The 15127-nt window shown below is 44.8% G+C and carries 9 protein-coding genes and 3 pseudogenes; 7 read left to right on the top strand and 5 right to left on the bottom strand.

All coding sequences use genetic code 11. The features are described 5' to 3' along the window. Positions 1–4: 4 nt before the first annotated feature. A pseudogene (locus EAI83_RS17855) lies at positions 5–193 on the bottom strand (DUF6783 domain-containing protein). Here EAI83_RS17855 and EAI83_RS17860 point away from each other — a divergent pair. After that, positions 131–274, top strand: a pseudogene (locus EAI83_RS17860) (DUF6783 domain-containing protein); the annotation flags it as partial. The pseudogenes EAI83_RS17855 and EAI83_RS17860 sit on opposite strands and share 63 nt — an antisense overlap. Before the next feature lie 61 nt (positions 275–335). Here the strand turns inward: EAI83_RS17860 and sstT are convergent. Both sstT and EAI83_RS09295 read right to left on the bottom strand, forming a co-directional pair. Continuing rightward, positions 336–1544 (bottom strand): serine/threonine transporter SstT, encoded by a 1209-nt coding sequence (gene sstT, locus EAI83_RS09290; RefSeq protein ID WP_021652899.1) that lies wholly within the window; start codon positions 1542–1544, stop codon positions 336–338. 235 nt (positions 1545–1779) lie between these two features. Beyond that, positions 1780–3135 carry an MATE family efflux transporter gene (locus EAI83_RS09295; RefSeq protein WP_059086413.1) on the bottom strand — a complete coding sequence of 452 codons (1356 nt, stop codon included), beginning with the start codon at positions 3133–3135 and terminating at the stop codon, positions 1780–1782. Between the two features lie 238 nt (positions 3136–3373). On the opposite strand from EAI83_RS09295, the pseudogene EAI83_RS09300 reads away from it, so the two are divergent. After that, positions 3374–4528: pseudogene (locus tag EAI83_RS09300) on the top strand (FprA family A-type flavoprotein); the annotation flags it as partial. 209 nt (positions 4529–4737) lie between these two features. Here EAI83_RS09300 and EAI83_RS09305 read toward each other — a convergent pair. After that, positions 4738–6573, bottom strand: coding sequence for an amylosucrase (locus EAI83_RS09305; protein ID WP_192926480.1), 1836 nt, complete (start codon positions 6571–6573; stop codon positions 4738–4740). Between the two features lie 161 nt (positions 6574–6734). Then, on the bottom strand, positions 6735–7763 hold the full coding sequence (locus tag EAI83_RS09310) for a LacI family DNA-binding transcriptional regulator (RefSeq protein WP_129975174.1): 1029 nt from the start codon (positions 7761–7763) through the stop codon (positions 6735–6737). A 297-nt stretch (positions 7764–8060) separates the two neighbouring features. On the opposite strand from EAI83_RS09310, the gene EAI83_RS09315 reads away from it, so the two are divergent. The 5 genes from EAI83_RS09315 to EAI83_RS09335 all read left to right on the top strand — a co-directional run bounded on the left by EAI83_RS09315 (position 8061) and on the right by EAI83_RS09335 (position 14963). Then, positions 8061–8999, top strand: coding sequence for an ABC transporter permease (locus EAI83_RS09315; protein WP_119239811.1), 939 nt, complete (start codon positions 8061–8063; stop codon positions 8997–8999). Positions 9000–9010: 11 nt separating this feature from the next. After that, on the top strand, positions 9011–9907 hold the full coding sequence (locus EAI83_RS09320; protein WP_129975176.1) for a carbohydrate ABC transporter permease: 897 nt from the start codon (positions 9011–9013) through the stop codon (positions 9905–9907). 70 nt (positions 9908–9977) lie between these two features. Beyond that, positions 9978–11609, top strand: a complete 1632-nt coding sequence (locus EAI83_RS09325) for an ABC transporter substrate-binding protein (protein WP_412377894.1) — start codon at positions 9978–9980, stop codon at positions 11607–11609. A 52-nt stretch (positions 11610–11661) separates the two neighbouring features. Beyond that, on the top strand, positions 11662–13185 hold the full coding sequence (locus tag EAI83_RS09330) for a glycoside hydrolase family 32 protein (protein WP_129975178.1): 1524 nt from the start codon (positions 11662–11664) through the stop codon (positions 13183–13185). Between the two features lie 122 nt (positions 13186–13307). After that, positions 13308–14963: a YecA family protein gene (locus tag EAI83_RS09335; protein WP_059086408.1), complete on the top strand. Its 1656-nt coding sequence runs from the start codon at positions 13308–13310 to the stop codon at positions 14961–14963. Positions 14964–15127: the final 164 nt, after the last annotated feature.

The following is a 15127-nucleotide window of genomic DNA, read 5'->3' on the forward strand; positions in this document are numbered from 1 at the left end:
TGTTTTATTTACCGATTACGGATAATTTTATATGGGGCAGATATTGCAGGAACTGAAGGTTAGAGCGTGTTTGAAAAATCATTCCCGTAATCTGCACGCCCCACTTTGCGGTATATTTTACCCGAATTCAGTTGCCGTAGCCCGCTACGGCGCCCTCATCCGGACAAAATCTCCCACAAATTGTGACGCACATCTTGCAGAAAGCCTTTTTCAAACACGCTCTAAGCCAAAAAAGGAGCAGATTTTCCAAATACGGAAGATCTGCTCCTTTTAACCGAATCAAGGGAGTCCCCTGTTTCAATTATGAATATCCGCCTGACGGTTTATAAGTGTGATCATTTATTCTTTCTGATCCTGCAGGCGCATGCTGTGTAAAGTACGTCTGTGGAAGAGTTCAGTGCTGTCTCACAGGAATCCTGGATCACGCCTACGATGAAACCGACACCAACTACCTGCATGGCAACATCATTGGGGATTCCGAAAAGGCTGCAGGCCATCGGGATCAGAAGAAGAGAACCGCCGGCAACTCCGGAAGCACCAGCCGCACTTGCAGCAGCCAGGATGCAGAGGATCAGAGCGGTCGGGAAGTCTACGCTGATACCGAGTGTATGTGCAGCTGCCAGAGCCATGATGGAAATGGTGATCGCTGCACCACCCATGTTGATGGTTGCACCAAGAGGGATGGAGATGGAGTAGGTATCCTCATCAAGTCCGAGATCCTTGCACAGCTCCATGTTTACCGGAATGTTGGCGGCAGAGCTTCTTGTAAAGAAGGCTGTGATACCACTGTCCTTCAGGCAGCGCAGAACCAGCGGATACGGATTCTGGCGTGTGCAGATGAAAGTAATGATCGGGTTGATCACCAGTGCAACAAAGAGCATGGTTCCCACCAGTATACAGATCAGACGGCCATAGCTTAACAGTACGCCAAGCCCCTGCTCGGAGATGGTTGTGAAGATCAGGCCCATGATACCAAATGGAGCAAGGCTGATGATCCATCTTACGGCTGTGGAGGTTGCATCGGAAATGTTTTCGATGACAGTCTTGGTAGTTTCACTTGCGGCCTTCAGTGCGATACCGAAGATGATGGCCCATGCAAGGATACCGATATAGTTGGCGTTGACAAGTGCGTCAACCGGGTTGGAAACAATGTTCATCAGAAGGTTTTTGAGGACCTCTGCAACACCGCTTGGCGGAGTGACGTCGGAAGTATTTGTACTTTCGGAAAAAGTCAGCATGATCGGGAACAGGCGGCTGGAGATCACAGCTGCCAGTGCTGAGAGTATATTTCCCAGAAGATAAAGTACAACAACGAATTTCATGTTTGTTTTCTGGCCTTTTCCCATGTGGCACAGAGAGCTCATTACCAGGAAGAACACCAGAAGCGGAGCAATTCCACGAAGAGCACCGACGAACAGATCACCGAGAATGGAGATCACAGATGCCTGAGGGATCGCAAGTCCGAGAATGATACCAACGATCAGACCACAGATGATACGCTTGATCAGGTTGATGCTGTTCCATTTTTGAATCAGGTTTTTCATAACTAGTTTCCTCTTTCCTATTGTGTGAGTGTGCTAAAAAAATGCTGAGCCGCAAAGCAACGATCCAGTGTAAAGGGCGGATCGTTCTAAGCCGGTATTACTGCATCGCGTAAAAGCACAACAGGATAATTATATACAATTATGTCCGCCTTGTAAAGACAAATGTACATAAAACGCGAGAAAGATATAAAAAGCGCCAGATCAATGCTTCGTCTGGCGCTATATATTTGAAGTATCAGGTCCGAATTTTCCGGAAGCTTACAGCAAAGAACAGAACCTCCGCAAAGCCTGTAATTCCCCATGAGAAAATATACAGGAGATAAAGTGAGGAAATGGTCTGGAAGTGTGCAAACACCGTATAGAACCAGATGACACGGAATACACAGGATCCCAGAATGATGATGATGGTCGGTGGGATACTTTTTCCGATGCCACGGGAAGCGGCGATACTGCAATCCATAAAACAGCTGAAGGCATAGCTGAAGCCCATGATCCGGATCCTCTCCATGCCGGCATCGATGACTGCCGGTTCTGTGGCAAACAGTGACAGAAACTGCGGACCGAAAACAAGAAGCAGTCCACCAAGGATCGCGCCTGCGATGAAGGCATAGGTAAGGCTGATCCCATAAGTTTTCAGCATACGTTTTTTATTTCCGGCACCCCAGTTCTGACCGATGAAGCTTGCGCATGCAGTATAGAAAGCAAACATGACGTTGTAGATCAGAGAGTCTGCATTTGCGGCAGCGGCATTTCCGGAAACCGTGACTGCATCGAAGGAGTTGACACCGGCCTGTACGAACAGATTTGCAATGGCAAAAATTCCATTCTGCAGACCTGTGGGAATACCAAGAAGCAGTACTGCTTTACAGGCCTTCGGGTGAAGACGGAGCTTACGCAGGGATACCCTGCATTCGTCTTTTCTCCGAAGGAGGTGGATCATTACCAGCGCTGCGGAGATATACAGTGCGATCGCGCTGGCAGTTGCCACACCTGCGGCGGCCATATGACAGACGATAACGAAAAACAGGTTCAGAAGAACGTTGATCACTCCGGCAATGGAAAGATAGATCAGCGGTCGCTTCGTATCGCCGCGGGCACTTAATACGCCGTTACCGAAATTGTATACAGCCATGGCCGGCATACCCAGAGCATAAATCTTCATATATAAAACAGCCTGGTCCATCAGCTCCGGTTTCGTATTCATCATGGACAGCATCTGTCCGGAAAACAGAAGACAGACGACACAGACCAGAAGTCCTGCGATGGCACAGAGAAGAAGAGATGTATGAATCGTTTCTTCGGTACCTTTTCTGTTTTCGGCACCCAGCTCGTGTGCTACACGAACATTGACTCCGGCGCCCATGCCGATCAGGATTCCGGTAAATAAAGTGACCAGCAGAGTTGTGGAACCCACAGCTCCAAGTGCCATGTAATCTGCAAATCGCCCTACAACCGCAACATCACTTAAATTAAAAAGAACCTCCAACACCTGGGACCCCATCAGGGGAAGGCTAAAGAGGAGGATATTTTTCCAGAGAGAGCCGGAGGTCATCTCAATGGAAGACGTTTTCTTTTTTTCATTTTCACACATAGTTTACCTCATAAAAATTATAAAAAATTCCTTCATCCAAGGTATACAATACTATGTTGGAATAGGTTTGTAAAGAGGGGAAAATAGCTCTTTTACCAGGCGCAGAGGTTTGTTTTTATTTATAGATTCTACATTGATTTCAGTACGAACAATGATATAATAAATGAGAGCAATAAGAAAGTATTTTCAGAAATATTGGAAATATAAAATACAGCAGACCAAGGAGGAACTCAATACAATGAAAATCGGAAATGATATTTATTATGTAGGAGTAAACGATCATCAGGTAGACCTGTTTGAGGGACAGTATGTAGTGCCAAACGGAATGTCCTACAACTCCTATGTGATCAAAGATGAGAAGATCGCAGTTATGGACACTGTAGATGCCGGCTTCACAGAAGAGTGGCTGGGAAAAGTTGCAGAGGTTCTGGATGGTGCGAAACCGGATTATCTTGTAGTCCAGCATATGGAGCCGGACCATGCAGCAAATATTGAGAATTTCATGAAAGCATACCCGGATACAACTGTTGTTGCCAACACAAAGACCTTTACCATGATGGAGAATTTCTTCCGTGGAATGGATCTGGAAGGAAAGAAACATATTGTAGCCAACGGTGACACCCTGACACTTGGAAAACACGTCCTTACCTTTGTATTTGCACCGATGGTTCACTGGCCGGAGGTTATGGTTACATATGACAGCACAGACAAAGTTCTGTTTTCCGCAGACGGCTTTGGCAAATTCGGAGCTCTTGATGTAGAAGAGGACTGGGACTGCGAAGCACGTCGCTACTATATCGGAATCGTCGGAAAATACGGTCCGCAGGTACAGAAGCTTCTCAAGGCAGCAGCAACTCTTGATATCCAGACCATCTGCCCGCTTCACGGACCGATCCTTACCGAAAATCTTGGACATTATCTGGAGAAATATGATATCTGGTCTTCTTATAAAGTAGAGAGTGAAGGAGTAATGATCGCCTACACATCTGTATACGGACATACAAAGAAAGCAGCAGAGCTTCTTGCACAGAAGCTGGAGGAAAAGGGCTGCCCGAAGGTTGTTGTCTGCGATCTTGCAAGAGAAGACATGGCAGAGGCAGTGGAGGATGCTTTCCGCTACGGCAAGCTGGTACTGGCCAGCATTACATACAACGGAGAAGCATTCCCGTTTATGCGTACATTCATCGAGAACCTGACAGAGCGTAATTACCAGAACCGCACCATCGGCCTCATTGAGAACGGAAGCTGGGCACCGACTGCAGCTAAAGTCATGAAAGGAATGTTCGAGAAGAGTAAAAATATCACATGGCTTGAGAACAATGTAAAGATCATGTCTTCCCTCAGTGATGAGAATGCAGCAGAGATCGATGCAATGGCAGAGGAGCTCTGCAAGTAATTTCTGAATACCAGAACAGCTTATAAAAAATAAAGATATAACATAATAAAAAGACGTGGATCCGGATCGATATATTTCGTTCATTTACTGAGTTGTTAATGAACGAAATATATCGATCCGTAAGGCCACGTCTTTTTTATTTACATGAACAACAAATTAAAGGTAAGTACAGTGATCTCATGATCCTAGAAACTGCCACAGGATCATTATATCCTCTTACACCACATAAATCCATAAGCCGGAAGCTCCACGTCCTTAAGCTCCAGTGTCTGGTCAGTGATCAGATCGCGGAAGGTTCCTTCCTCCTGCATCCAGGCAGTTTTTTCACTGTCACTGAAATTGAAGATTCCGATGAAACGTTCGTTTCCTTTCTGGCGGAGGATGCAGAGAATGCTGTCATCATGAACATCGTATGTATATACATCACAGTCCTTATCAAAAACAGATTCCTGGCTGCGGATCTGCTCCATGCGGCTAAGAGTCTGGAAGATCTGTCCCTCAACGGAGGATTTGGAGTTTCTTTTTCCGGCAAGCTCCCACTGGAAAGCACCACGGTGGATATAGCGGGAATCTGCAGCCTTATCCGGATCCTCTTTATAGGAATAATCATTGAGACGTCCGATTTCATCGGAGCTGTAAAGCATCGGGATCCCGGACTGGGTAAGCATATATGCGTGAAGCATCAGATCCTCGCGGATACCCCTTTTCAGCTTCTCGTCATCTTTTTCAAAAAGAGCAGCCTCGATCCCGCACATGGAAGCAGTAGTTCCGCAGAAACGGGCATCCTGAGTTACCGGGTCATCATTATAGAGCTCTCCGCGGCTGTCGCTTCCCGGATGCTTTCCTGTAAAGAAATCATTCAGGTAACGCTTATGGGATGGCTCATCCATGTCCCATTCTTTCAGGGTGGCGAAATCAAGTCCCCAGCCGATATCGTCATGGCAGCGGAGATAATTCAGGAAGGTGTACTGCTTCGGAAGGCTGTTTACAATATCCATCTGTTTTTTCAGAAGGCGGATATCACGAGTGGCAATGCTGTTCCAGGTTGTAGCCATGGTTGTTACATTGTAAAGCATATGGCATTCCGGCTTCTCTACGGTTCCGAAATAGGGAACAACCTTCTCCGGCTCCATAACGACCTCACCCAGAAGTACGACACTTGGGCAGACGATCTCGGCGATCATACGCATCATACGAACGATCGTATGCACCTGCTTCAAGTTACGGCAAGGAGTTCCCAGTTCCTTCCAGATATACGGAACCGCATCGATACGGATCACGTCCATTCCTTGGTTTGCAAGGAAGAGGAAGTTGTACATCATCTCATTGAAAACACGGGGATTGCCGTAGTTCAGATCCCACTGGTACGGATAAAAGGTAGTCATGACATAGTGACCGATATCCGGAAGCCAGGTAAAGTTCCCCGGAGCAGTGGTCGGGAATACCTGTGGTACGGTCTTTTCGTACTCGTCCGGGATCTCACGGTTGTTGTAGAAGAAGTAGCGGCTCATATATTCGCCGTCACCCTGGCGTGCTTTTTTGGCCCACTCATGATCCTCGGAGGTGTGGTTCATAACAAAATCCATACACAGGTTCATTCCGTTTTTGTGGCATTTATCTGCAAGGGCAGCCAGGTCCTTCATAGTACCAAGGTCCGGGCGGACTTTGCGGAAGTCGGCTACTGCGTAACCACCGTCGGAACGGCCCTTCGGAGTGTCCAGAAACGGCATCAGATGCAGGCAGTTCACGTTGCATTCCTTAAGATATGGAAGCTTGGCAGAAACTCCCTTGATGTTGCCGGCAAAATTGTCAATATAGAGCATCATGCCAAGCATATCCTTCTGGCGGAACCAGTCCGGATTTTTTTCTCTTTCCAGGTCGCGGTTTTTGAGCGCGCGGCGGCGTGCTGTAAAATACTGGTACATCTGGTCGCAGAGCTCTGCAAACATATCGTCATTGTGATAAAGCTCTGTGTACAGCCATCGAAGCTCGTCGTGATGATGGTTTAAACGTTCCTGAAAAATTTCCTGATCTTTTTTCATGATTTCCTCCCTGAATAGATATTTATAGATGTCGGGAAACCTGTCAAATATTTCCCGGCGGTAATGGTTATCTGACATTTTTCCACAGAATTATAGCATGAAGTTTCCGGTACATGAATATACGGGTTGTTATGGAATATGGAAAAATGTTGTAAGTATTTTCAGTCTCCTGTTGTCTGCCGTCGTATCAGAACAGGAGTGATCTTTTTGTGGATCGGTTTTTGAAGCGGTGCCGGTTTTCTTTTCTTCATTTCGTTCATCTGTTCCACAAGCAGTTCCATGGTAGTCTGTGCGATCACATCAATCTGCTGTCCAACAGTAGTGATCGGAATGATGGACTCCGCAGCAATGGGTGAATTATCGAATCCAATGATCTGATATTCATCCGGCAGACAGTTGTATTTCTGGAAGATCAGATTGAGAAATATATTTGCGTAAGTATCATTGGATAAAAATATGCCTTTTTTCTGACCGGAATATTTACTGTCAATATCCTGAAAGATCACACGCATCTGTTCAAAAAGCTCCTGATAGGAATCACCGGAAACATTAAGGTTCAGTTCATAAGGAACATGATATTCCCGGCATGTTTCCTCAAAGGCACGGATACGGTCATAAGCCGGAATATTCTCAGGTACATGGACATTGATGTGGATCAGTACATCACACTGATTACGTATCAGCAGAGAAGTAGCCTGCATGCTGCCCATGTAATTGTCTGTTGTAACGCTGCATATATGTTCTGCTTCACGTTCAATGGCGATCACAGGAATATTATAGGAAGCCAGTTTTTCAGAGGAAAGAGTATGGCTGAGAACAATAAGTCCTTCAATCTTATAAGCCATCAGCTCGTCCAGATACTGCATTTCTTTCTCCGGGCCGCCATCACTGACAAAAACCAGAAATTTGTAATGATAATCGGAGTAACTTCGAAGAAGCTGTGTCAGCATTTCGGAATAATAATGAAGATAAAGGTTCGGGACAATGATCCCTACAAATTCGCTTTTTCCATTGGCAAGAACCCTGGCAAGCTTGTTTTTTCTGTAGCCGAGCTCATCAAGGGCTTTTGCGATCTTTTCCTGATTTTCCAGGGTCAGAGAATCCGGATGATTGAAATATCTGGAGATCGTAGTCTTGGAAAAACCAGTGTATTCTGCAATATCGGCAAATGTTACCTGTTTTTTAGCCATAAAAAAATAGTCTCCTTTTAACAGCAGAAAGTTATGATACGGAATGCAGATGTGATCATATAAGAGAAATCTGCAGACCGTACAGGATAATTGGATTGATGTAATTAAGTATAACAATACAGACGTTAAATAGCAATAAAAAAATAACCAGTTAAGTTACCGGTAACTTTTCTTGAATAAATTAACAAAAAAGGTTGACAGAAGCTATGTCATATAGTAGTATCAAATTATAAAGTAACCGGTTACTTTACCGGTTACTAAACAAGAACGAAAGAACAAAAAAGGGAGGAAAAGAGAATGAAAAAAGGTTCTGCGAAAGCTGTTCCGGCAGGAAAAAGAACTGCTGCAGAAAAGCTTCAGTATGTGAAAAAGAACTGGCAGCTGTATGTGTTTTTTCTGTTGCCAGCACTTCTTCTGACGATCATCTTCAAATACGTGCCCATGGGTGGTGTACTGATCGCTTTTGAGGACTACAATGTTATTGATGGTGTATTTGGAAGCAAATGGGTAGGACTGGAATACTTCCGGAGATTTCTGGCATCACCGGACTTTATGAATTATCTTGTGAATACTCTGAAACTGAGTATTTACGGACTGCTGTGGGGATTTCCGATTCCGATCATTCTGGCACTTCTTCTGAATCAGATCCGGAGAGCCGGGATCAAGAAAAAGATCCAGCTTCTGATCTATGCACCGAATTTTATTTCAGTTATCGTACTTTGCGGTATGGTTCGTATGTTTCTTTCACCAGTAGGTCCGCTGAATAAACTGATCGGTTCTGATGCCAACTGGATGACCATGCCGTCGGCGTTCCGTACGATTTACATAGCCAGCGGAATCTGGCAGACAGCCGGATGGGCGTCCATTATGTATACAGCAGCACTTGCCAATGCAAGTAAGGATCTGGAAGAGGCAGCAGTGGTGGATGGAGCGAATATCCTGCAGCAGATCTGGTATGTACAGCTTCCGGCTATTAAAAATATCATTGTGATCCAGTTTATTCTTCAGGCCGGAAATATTATGAGCATTGGTTTTGAAAAAGCATATGCACTGCAGACAGATATGAACCTTCCTGCATCTGAGATTCTTTCTACTTATGTATACAGAATCGGTCTTCTGAATGGAGACTATGGATATTCTACAGCAGTGGGGCTGTTTAATTCAGTGATCAATGTAATTCTTTTGATCTTTGTAAACTGGGTAGTCAAGAAACTGAATGACGGAGAAGGATTATAGGAGGTGCTGTTATGGCAAAAGTAGAGAAAAAGAAATATTCGGCATCTGACAAGGCTATTTTAGGAATCGGATACGTGCTTCTGGGTGTATTTGTAATCTCCATTCTGGTTCCGCTTTTATATGTTGTGATCGCATCTTTTATGGATCCGAATGTGCTGAACAGCCAGGGAATCAGCTTTGATGTGCGGAAGTGGACGATCGATGCGTACCGCAGAGTTCTTGAAAATAATATGATCTGGAGAGGCTTTGCAAACTCATTTTTTTATTCCCTGGTGTTTACCATTATTTCAGTTCTGGTAACTCTGCTGGCAGCATATCCAATGTCCAAGAAAGAATTTGTGGGAAGAAATTTCTTCAATGTTATTTTTCTCATTACCATGTTTTTCGGTGGAGGAATGATCCCGACTTTTATCCTGATCAATCAGCTGCATCTGGTAAATACAATCTGGGCAATCCTGCTTCCGGGTGCGTTTAATGTCTGGAACATGATCCTTGCCAGAACCTATTATCAGTCTATCCCCAAGGAACTCAGAGAGGCATCTGCCATTGACGGTGCCACGGAAATCGAGCATTTTTTCAAGATTATGATGCCGGTATGCAAACCGATCATCGCAGTGCTTGCACTGTGGTCCTTTGTAGGAATGTGGAACAGTTATTTTGACGCTATGATTTATTTGAATGATGCGAAACTGCAGCCATTGCAGCTGGTACTTCGTTCCATCCTTGTACAGAATACACCGCAGCCCGGAATGATCGCAGATATCCAGAGTACTGCACAGATGGCAAAGGTAGCGGAACTTCTGAAATATGCTACGATCATTGTATCAAGTTTACCGCTTCTGATCATGTATCCATTCTTCCAGAAATATTTTGACCAGGGCATTATGGTTGGTTCTGTAAAAGGCTGATGACAGGAGGTTGATAATGATGAAAAAAAGAATGAAGGCATTATTGGCAATCGGGCTTTCTGCAATTATAATGGTATGCAGTGCCGGATGTGGAAATGGAAAAGAACACATGAAAGCAGAAATAGATCCGGATATCCCGGTGGAAGATGTGTCATTTCCTCTGAAAGAAAAAGCAGAGCTGTCTTTTATTACCAGTGCACCTGCAACATCTACACAGGAACCTAATGAAAGAACGATTTTTGAAAGACTGGAAAAGCAGACCAATGTCCACATTGACTGGACCTGTTTTGTATCGGATCAGTTTAATGACAAAAAAAATCTGGCACTGGCACAGTTCGGAAATCTTCCGGATGGACTTTTTAACGCAGGTATGAGTGATTATGATCTTCTTCGCTATGCCAAACAGGGAATCATTATTCCGGTAGAAAATCTTATTGATAAATACATGCCGAATCTTAAGGCTGTATTGGAAAAATACCCGGAATACAGAACAATGTGTACAGCACCGGACGGACATATTTATTCTTTCCCATGGATCGAGCAGCTTGGTGCGGGGAAAGAAGCCATTCAGGCAATTGGAGATATCCCCTACATTAATAAAAAATGGCTGGATTATCTGAAGCTGGACGTTCCGAATACAACAGAGGAATTGGAACAGGTTCTGATCGCTTTCCGAGACAATGCAGATAAACTGGAACAAGAATTTGATATTGAGGGTGGTGTGATCCCGATGTCCTTTATCATCAATAATGGTGATCAGGATCCTGCAATTCTCATCAACGGATTCGGAGAAGGATATGGTGACACCGGTGATCATTTTGCAGTGAAAGATGATGGAACCGTTATTTATACAACTGTACAGGAAGGCTATAAAGAAGGTATTCAGTGGCTCCATCAGCTGGTAGAAGAAAAGCTGGTGGATCCGGAGGCTTTTACCCAGGAATGGTCAACTTATGTTGCAAAAGGTAAGAACCACAGATATGGTCTGTGTTTCACCTGGGATATTGCAAATATTGATAACAATGAAGATTATGTAATGCTCCCGGCGCTGGCCGGTCCGGATGGTCTTGTAAATATCACAAGACAGAATAACAGTGAAACCAGTGGCTTTGACAGAGGACGCTGCGTTCTGACTACAAGCTGTCGGAATACGGCACTGGCAGCAGCATGGATCGATCAGATGTATGCACCGATCCAGTCTCCGCAGAATAACTGGGGTACTTACGGGGAAAAAGATTCATTTAATATCTTTGAGATGTCCGAGAATGCAGAAGGTGGTCAGATGCTGAAACATATGGATCTGGGAGATGCATCTCCGGTAGAGGTTCGTGAAGCACAGTCTGTAAATGGACCGTTGGCAATACTTAACGAGTATTACGATGTATATGTAACAGAGCCGGCAGATGCAAAATGGCGTCTCGACAATATGCACGAAACATATCTTAAGGATATGAACAGTAAATATGTGTATCCGAATGTATTTATGAGTATTGATGATACCAATAAGGTATCTCAGTACGACACGGATATCAAGAAGTATGCGGAACAGAAAAAAGCAGACTGGATCCTGAATGGCGGCATCGATAAAGAATGGGATTCCTATCTGAAAAAGATGGAGCAGTATGGACTGTCTGATTATCTGGCGATCAAACAGAAATATTTTGACCAGTATCAGAAGTCTCTTAGTGAGACAGAGAAATAAAAACAGAAAAAGATACCGGTCAGAAACATAAAAAAGAAAGAGAGAGCAGAGTATGAGTGAAAAACTTGAAAAAGCACGTCTTTATGAAATAGAGGAAGCAAAAAATATCCCGCAGGAAGAGAAACCGGCCTTTCATGTATCTGCACCGGTTGGCTGGATCAATGATCCCAATGGATTTTCTGTTTTTAAAGGAAAGGTACATCTTTTTTACCAGTATCATCCTTACAGCCGTGACTGGGGCCCTATGCACTGGGGCCACAGTGTGACAGAGGATATGATCAGATGGGAGCAGCTTCCTGCAGCACTTGCACCGGATCAGGAATATGATCGAGAGGGATGCTTTTCCGGAAGTGCTATTGAAGCGGATGGAAAACAGGCTTTGATCTACACAGGAGTTACAACAGAAAAGCTGCCTGATGGAAAAGAAGAAGTCCGGCAGAATCAGTGCCTTGCCTGGGGTGACGGAAAAGATTATGTAAAGGCAGAGAAAAATCCGGTAGTCACCGGGGATATGCTTCCGGAGAAATGCAGCAGAGTTGATTTCCGTGATCCGAAGGTATGGGAAGATAACGGAACATACCATATGCTCGTAGGATGCCGCAGCGAAGAAATTCCTGGACAGGTAGTTCTGTTTTCCAGTAAAGATCTGAAAGAATGGAAATTTGAAACAATTCTTGCGGAGAACTCCACAGGAGAAATCGGTGTTATGTGGGAATGCCCCGATTTCTTTCCGCTCGGGGATAAACATGTGCTGATCTGTTCTCCGCAGCATATGCGGGCAAAAGGGTATGAGTTTCATAATGGACATAATTCCCTATATTTTACGGGAGATTATGACAGCGAAAAACATACATTTGAAAAAGACGCACCGGTAAGTCTGGACTACGGACTTGATTTTTATGCGCCGCAGACAACCCTTCTTCCAGATGGAAGAAGAGTGATGATTGCTTGGATGAAATCCTGGGATAGCTGTGTGATCAAGGAAAAGCAGAGATGGCAGGGAATGATGACTCTTCCGAGAGAGCTGGAATATCGTGACGGAAAGATCTGGCAGAAGCCGGTCCGAGAAATTGAGAATTATCGGAAAAACCGTTGCTGTTATGAGAATGTAAAAGTGGGTGAGAGCTTAAGCCTTGAAGGCGTCCGTGGCCGAATGATCGATCTGACTGTGGAACTGCAGAACGCAGATGGCATCATGGATGGAAGCAGGAACTCCGGAAATCCAAATCAGGAAGCATTGGATGTGTACAATGAGTTCCGGATCGAGCTTGCACGCAATGAAGAATATACAACGGTCTTTACCTATGATCGAAAAAGACAGATACTGGAAATCGACAGAACCTGGAGCGGGATGCAGCGTGATGTTATATGTACAAGAAAGCTCCAGATCACAGATGACAGACAGAATCTGAAGCTGCGTTTTATCCTGGATCGAAGCTCCATAGAGCTTTTTATCAATGATGGAAGCAAAACTGCGACTACCGTGATCCCAACACCAGTGGAAGCAGATGAGATCCTGTTTCACAGTGACGGAAATGCTGTGATCCAGGTTGAGAAATATGATATTGTGTTGTAGAAGCCTCTCAAATATTGACAATTTCTCTATTTTTGTATAACATAGGGGAAGTTGCTTACGCCGGATCAGGAGTTATTCGTATCTCCTGATCCGGCATATATTTACAGGAGAGGAACACAGGAATGTTTTATCAGTTAAAAATCACAAGAAAAGGAACGAAACCGCCGGTATGGAGACGTTGTACTGTTGCGGCTGACGTTACATTTGCAAATATGGCAGCCATGCTTGAAAAACTGGTTCAGTATCCGGCAGGCAGCCTATATGAGATTGAATTTTTTCAGAAAAAAGTACAGATCCGTGAGAACGGTGACGGAGAAGCGAAGAATAATTTCACATTATTAAATGCAGGCGAGACAGAGACTGCAGAGCTTATGGATTCCGAGAAATGGTTTACCTTCCGTCAGTATGGCGCGGATAAGGAAGCTCCGGAATACAGAGTTGATATTGAGAAGAAAGACGAGGGAACAGCAGAAGCTCCTTCTATTGTAAAAGAAGTAAAGGGTGAGGATGATCCGTACTGGACAGAGGCACCGGAGCTGGGATGCACTGCAGCAGTTGAGACAGAGGCGGAAACAGCCAAAGCATCGGAAGACATTGCTGCAACAGTAGCAGCAGTAGAGGCAGCAGCCAGAGCTGCAAAAGCAGATGAGGCAGCCACAGGCAGCAGAAGAAATCCTACAGTAAAAGATTTCCTCATGTCCTATCGTAAAGAAGACCTTCTCAGCATTGCAGGTGAGCTTGGACTTCACTGCAGGGGAATGGAGCAGGAAGAGATCGCCGCAAAGGTTGCCGCAGAGGTTCTTAAACCGGAGGTTATGAAAGCAAGCTTCCTCGTAGCAGACGATCAGGAAGTACTGGCTTTTGAGGCGGCTATTCAGAGAAAATGCTTCCATGTTGCAGAGGATGAGTGGAATACATTAGAGTGGCTGAACGATATGGGCTACCTTGTTTCCTACAGTGATGATTACGCAGAAGTTCCGGCAGAGGTTGCAGCTGTTTACGACCAGATCAATACACCGGAATTCCGGACACTTCGCAGCCAGGTAAACTGGCTGAAGGATTGCCTTATTATGGTAAGCTATCTGTATGTATCTGCACCGGCAAAGACCGTATATGAGATGTTTAAGCAGAGAAAAGGCTTTGACATCGGATATGACAGCTTCATCGAGCTGTATCATACCATTCCGGAGAAGGCCTGTATCTGTGAGCTTGCGGGGGATCAGCTGATCCTGAAATCCGCACTGGTCAATAACATCTACAAGGATATCGAGAGACGTCAGGGTGGACGGAAATTCTATATTCCGTCTGTAGATGAGATCCTGGATTATTCCGAAAACGGGTATCCGACAAAATCTGCTTCTTACCAGAGACTGGGCAGATTCCTGCTGGATGAGATGAAGGTTTCCGATGCAGTGAAGGATCAGGTACTGTTCTTTATTTACAAAGAATGCTCCATGGATGGCAGAATGTCAGCGATCATGGAAAACCTGAACCAGAAGGGGATCCAGTTTAACGATGAGCAGCTTGAGAAATTTACAAAGCTGATCATGGAGGCAAACAATAACACAAGAATGCTGGAATTCCGCGGTTACACACCGAATGAGATCTCAGGAGCAGTATGGCCGTTTGCCACAGGCAAGCCGCACACTGCAATGCCGAACAGCTTTGTGCCGACAGCAATGCCGATGCAGCCGGCATCTGCAAGAAAAATCTACCCGAACGATCCGTGTCCGTGCGGAAGCGGTAAGAAATATAAGAAGTGCTGCGGAAGAAGATAATTCTGCAGAAAATTTACCGTAATTCCGGAGTTGAAAGTTCCCATAGATCGTTGCGGAGCGACTGCGCTCATGAGTGAGCAGCGAACGCGGATGATCTGGTTCGATTTATCGTTTGATGCAGTATCTCCGGAAATACCATACAAATTAATATAAGACAGTTCGTT

Origin of the sequence: Blautia sp. aa_0143 (assembly GCF_004167315.1) — a bacterium.
Classification (GTDB): Bacteria; Bacillota; Clostridia; order Lachnospirales; family Lachnospiraceae; genus Blautia_A; species Blautia_A fusiformis.

What these genes read in the sequence shown, in the direction of transcription:
- sstT (WP_021652899.1), bottom strand. Translation starts at nt 1,544, where the DNA reads ATGAAAAACCTGATTCAAAAATGGAACAGCATCAACCTGATCAAGCGT.
- EAI83_RS09295 (WP_059086413.1), bottom strand. Translation starts at nt 3,135, where the DNA reads ATGTGTGAAAATGAAAAAAAGAAAACGTCTTCCATTGAGATGACCTCC.
- EAI83_RS09305 (WP_192926480.1), bottom strand. Translation starts at nt 6,573, where the DNA reads ATGAAAAAAGATCAGGAAATTTTTCAGGAACGTTTAAACCATCATCAC.
- EAI83_RS09310 (WP_129975174.1), bottom strand. Translation starts at nt 7,763, where the DNA reads ATGGCTAAAAAACAGGTAACATTTGCCGATATTGCAGAATACACTGGT.
- EAI83_RS09315 (WP_119239811.1), top strand. Translation starts at nt 8,061, where the DNA reads ATGAAAAAAGGTTCTGCGAAAGCTGTTCCGGCAGGAAAAAGAACTGCT.
- EAI83_RS09320 (WP_129975176.1), top strand. Translation starts at nt 9,011, where the DNA reads ATGGCAAAAGTAGAGAAAAAGAAATATTCGGCATCTGACAAGGCTATT.
- EAI83_RS09325 (WP_412377894.1), top strand. Translation starts at nt 9,978, where the DNA reads ATGGTATGCAGTGCCGGATGTGGAAATGGAAAAGAACACATGAAAGCA.
- EAI83_RS09330 (WP_129975178.1), top strand. Translation starts at nt 11,662, where the DNA reads ATGAGTGAAAAACTTGAAAAAGCACGTCTTTATGAAATAGAGGAAGCA.
- EAI83_RS09335 (WP_059086408.1), top strand. Translation starts at nt 13,308, where the DNA reads ATGTTTTATCAGTTAAAAATCACAAGAAAAGGAACGAAACCGCCGGTA.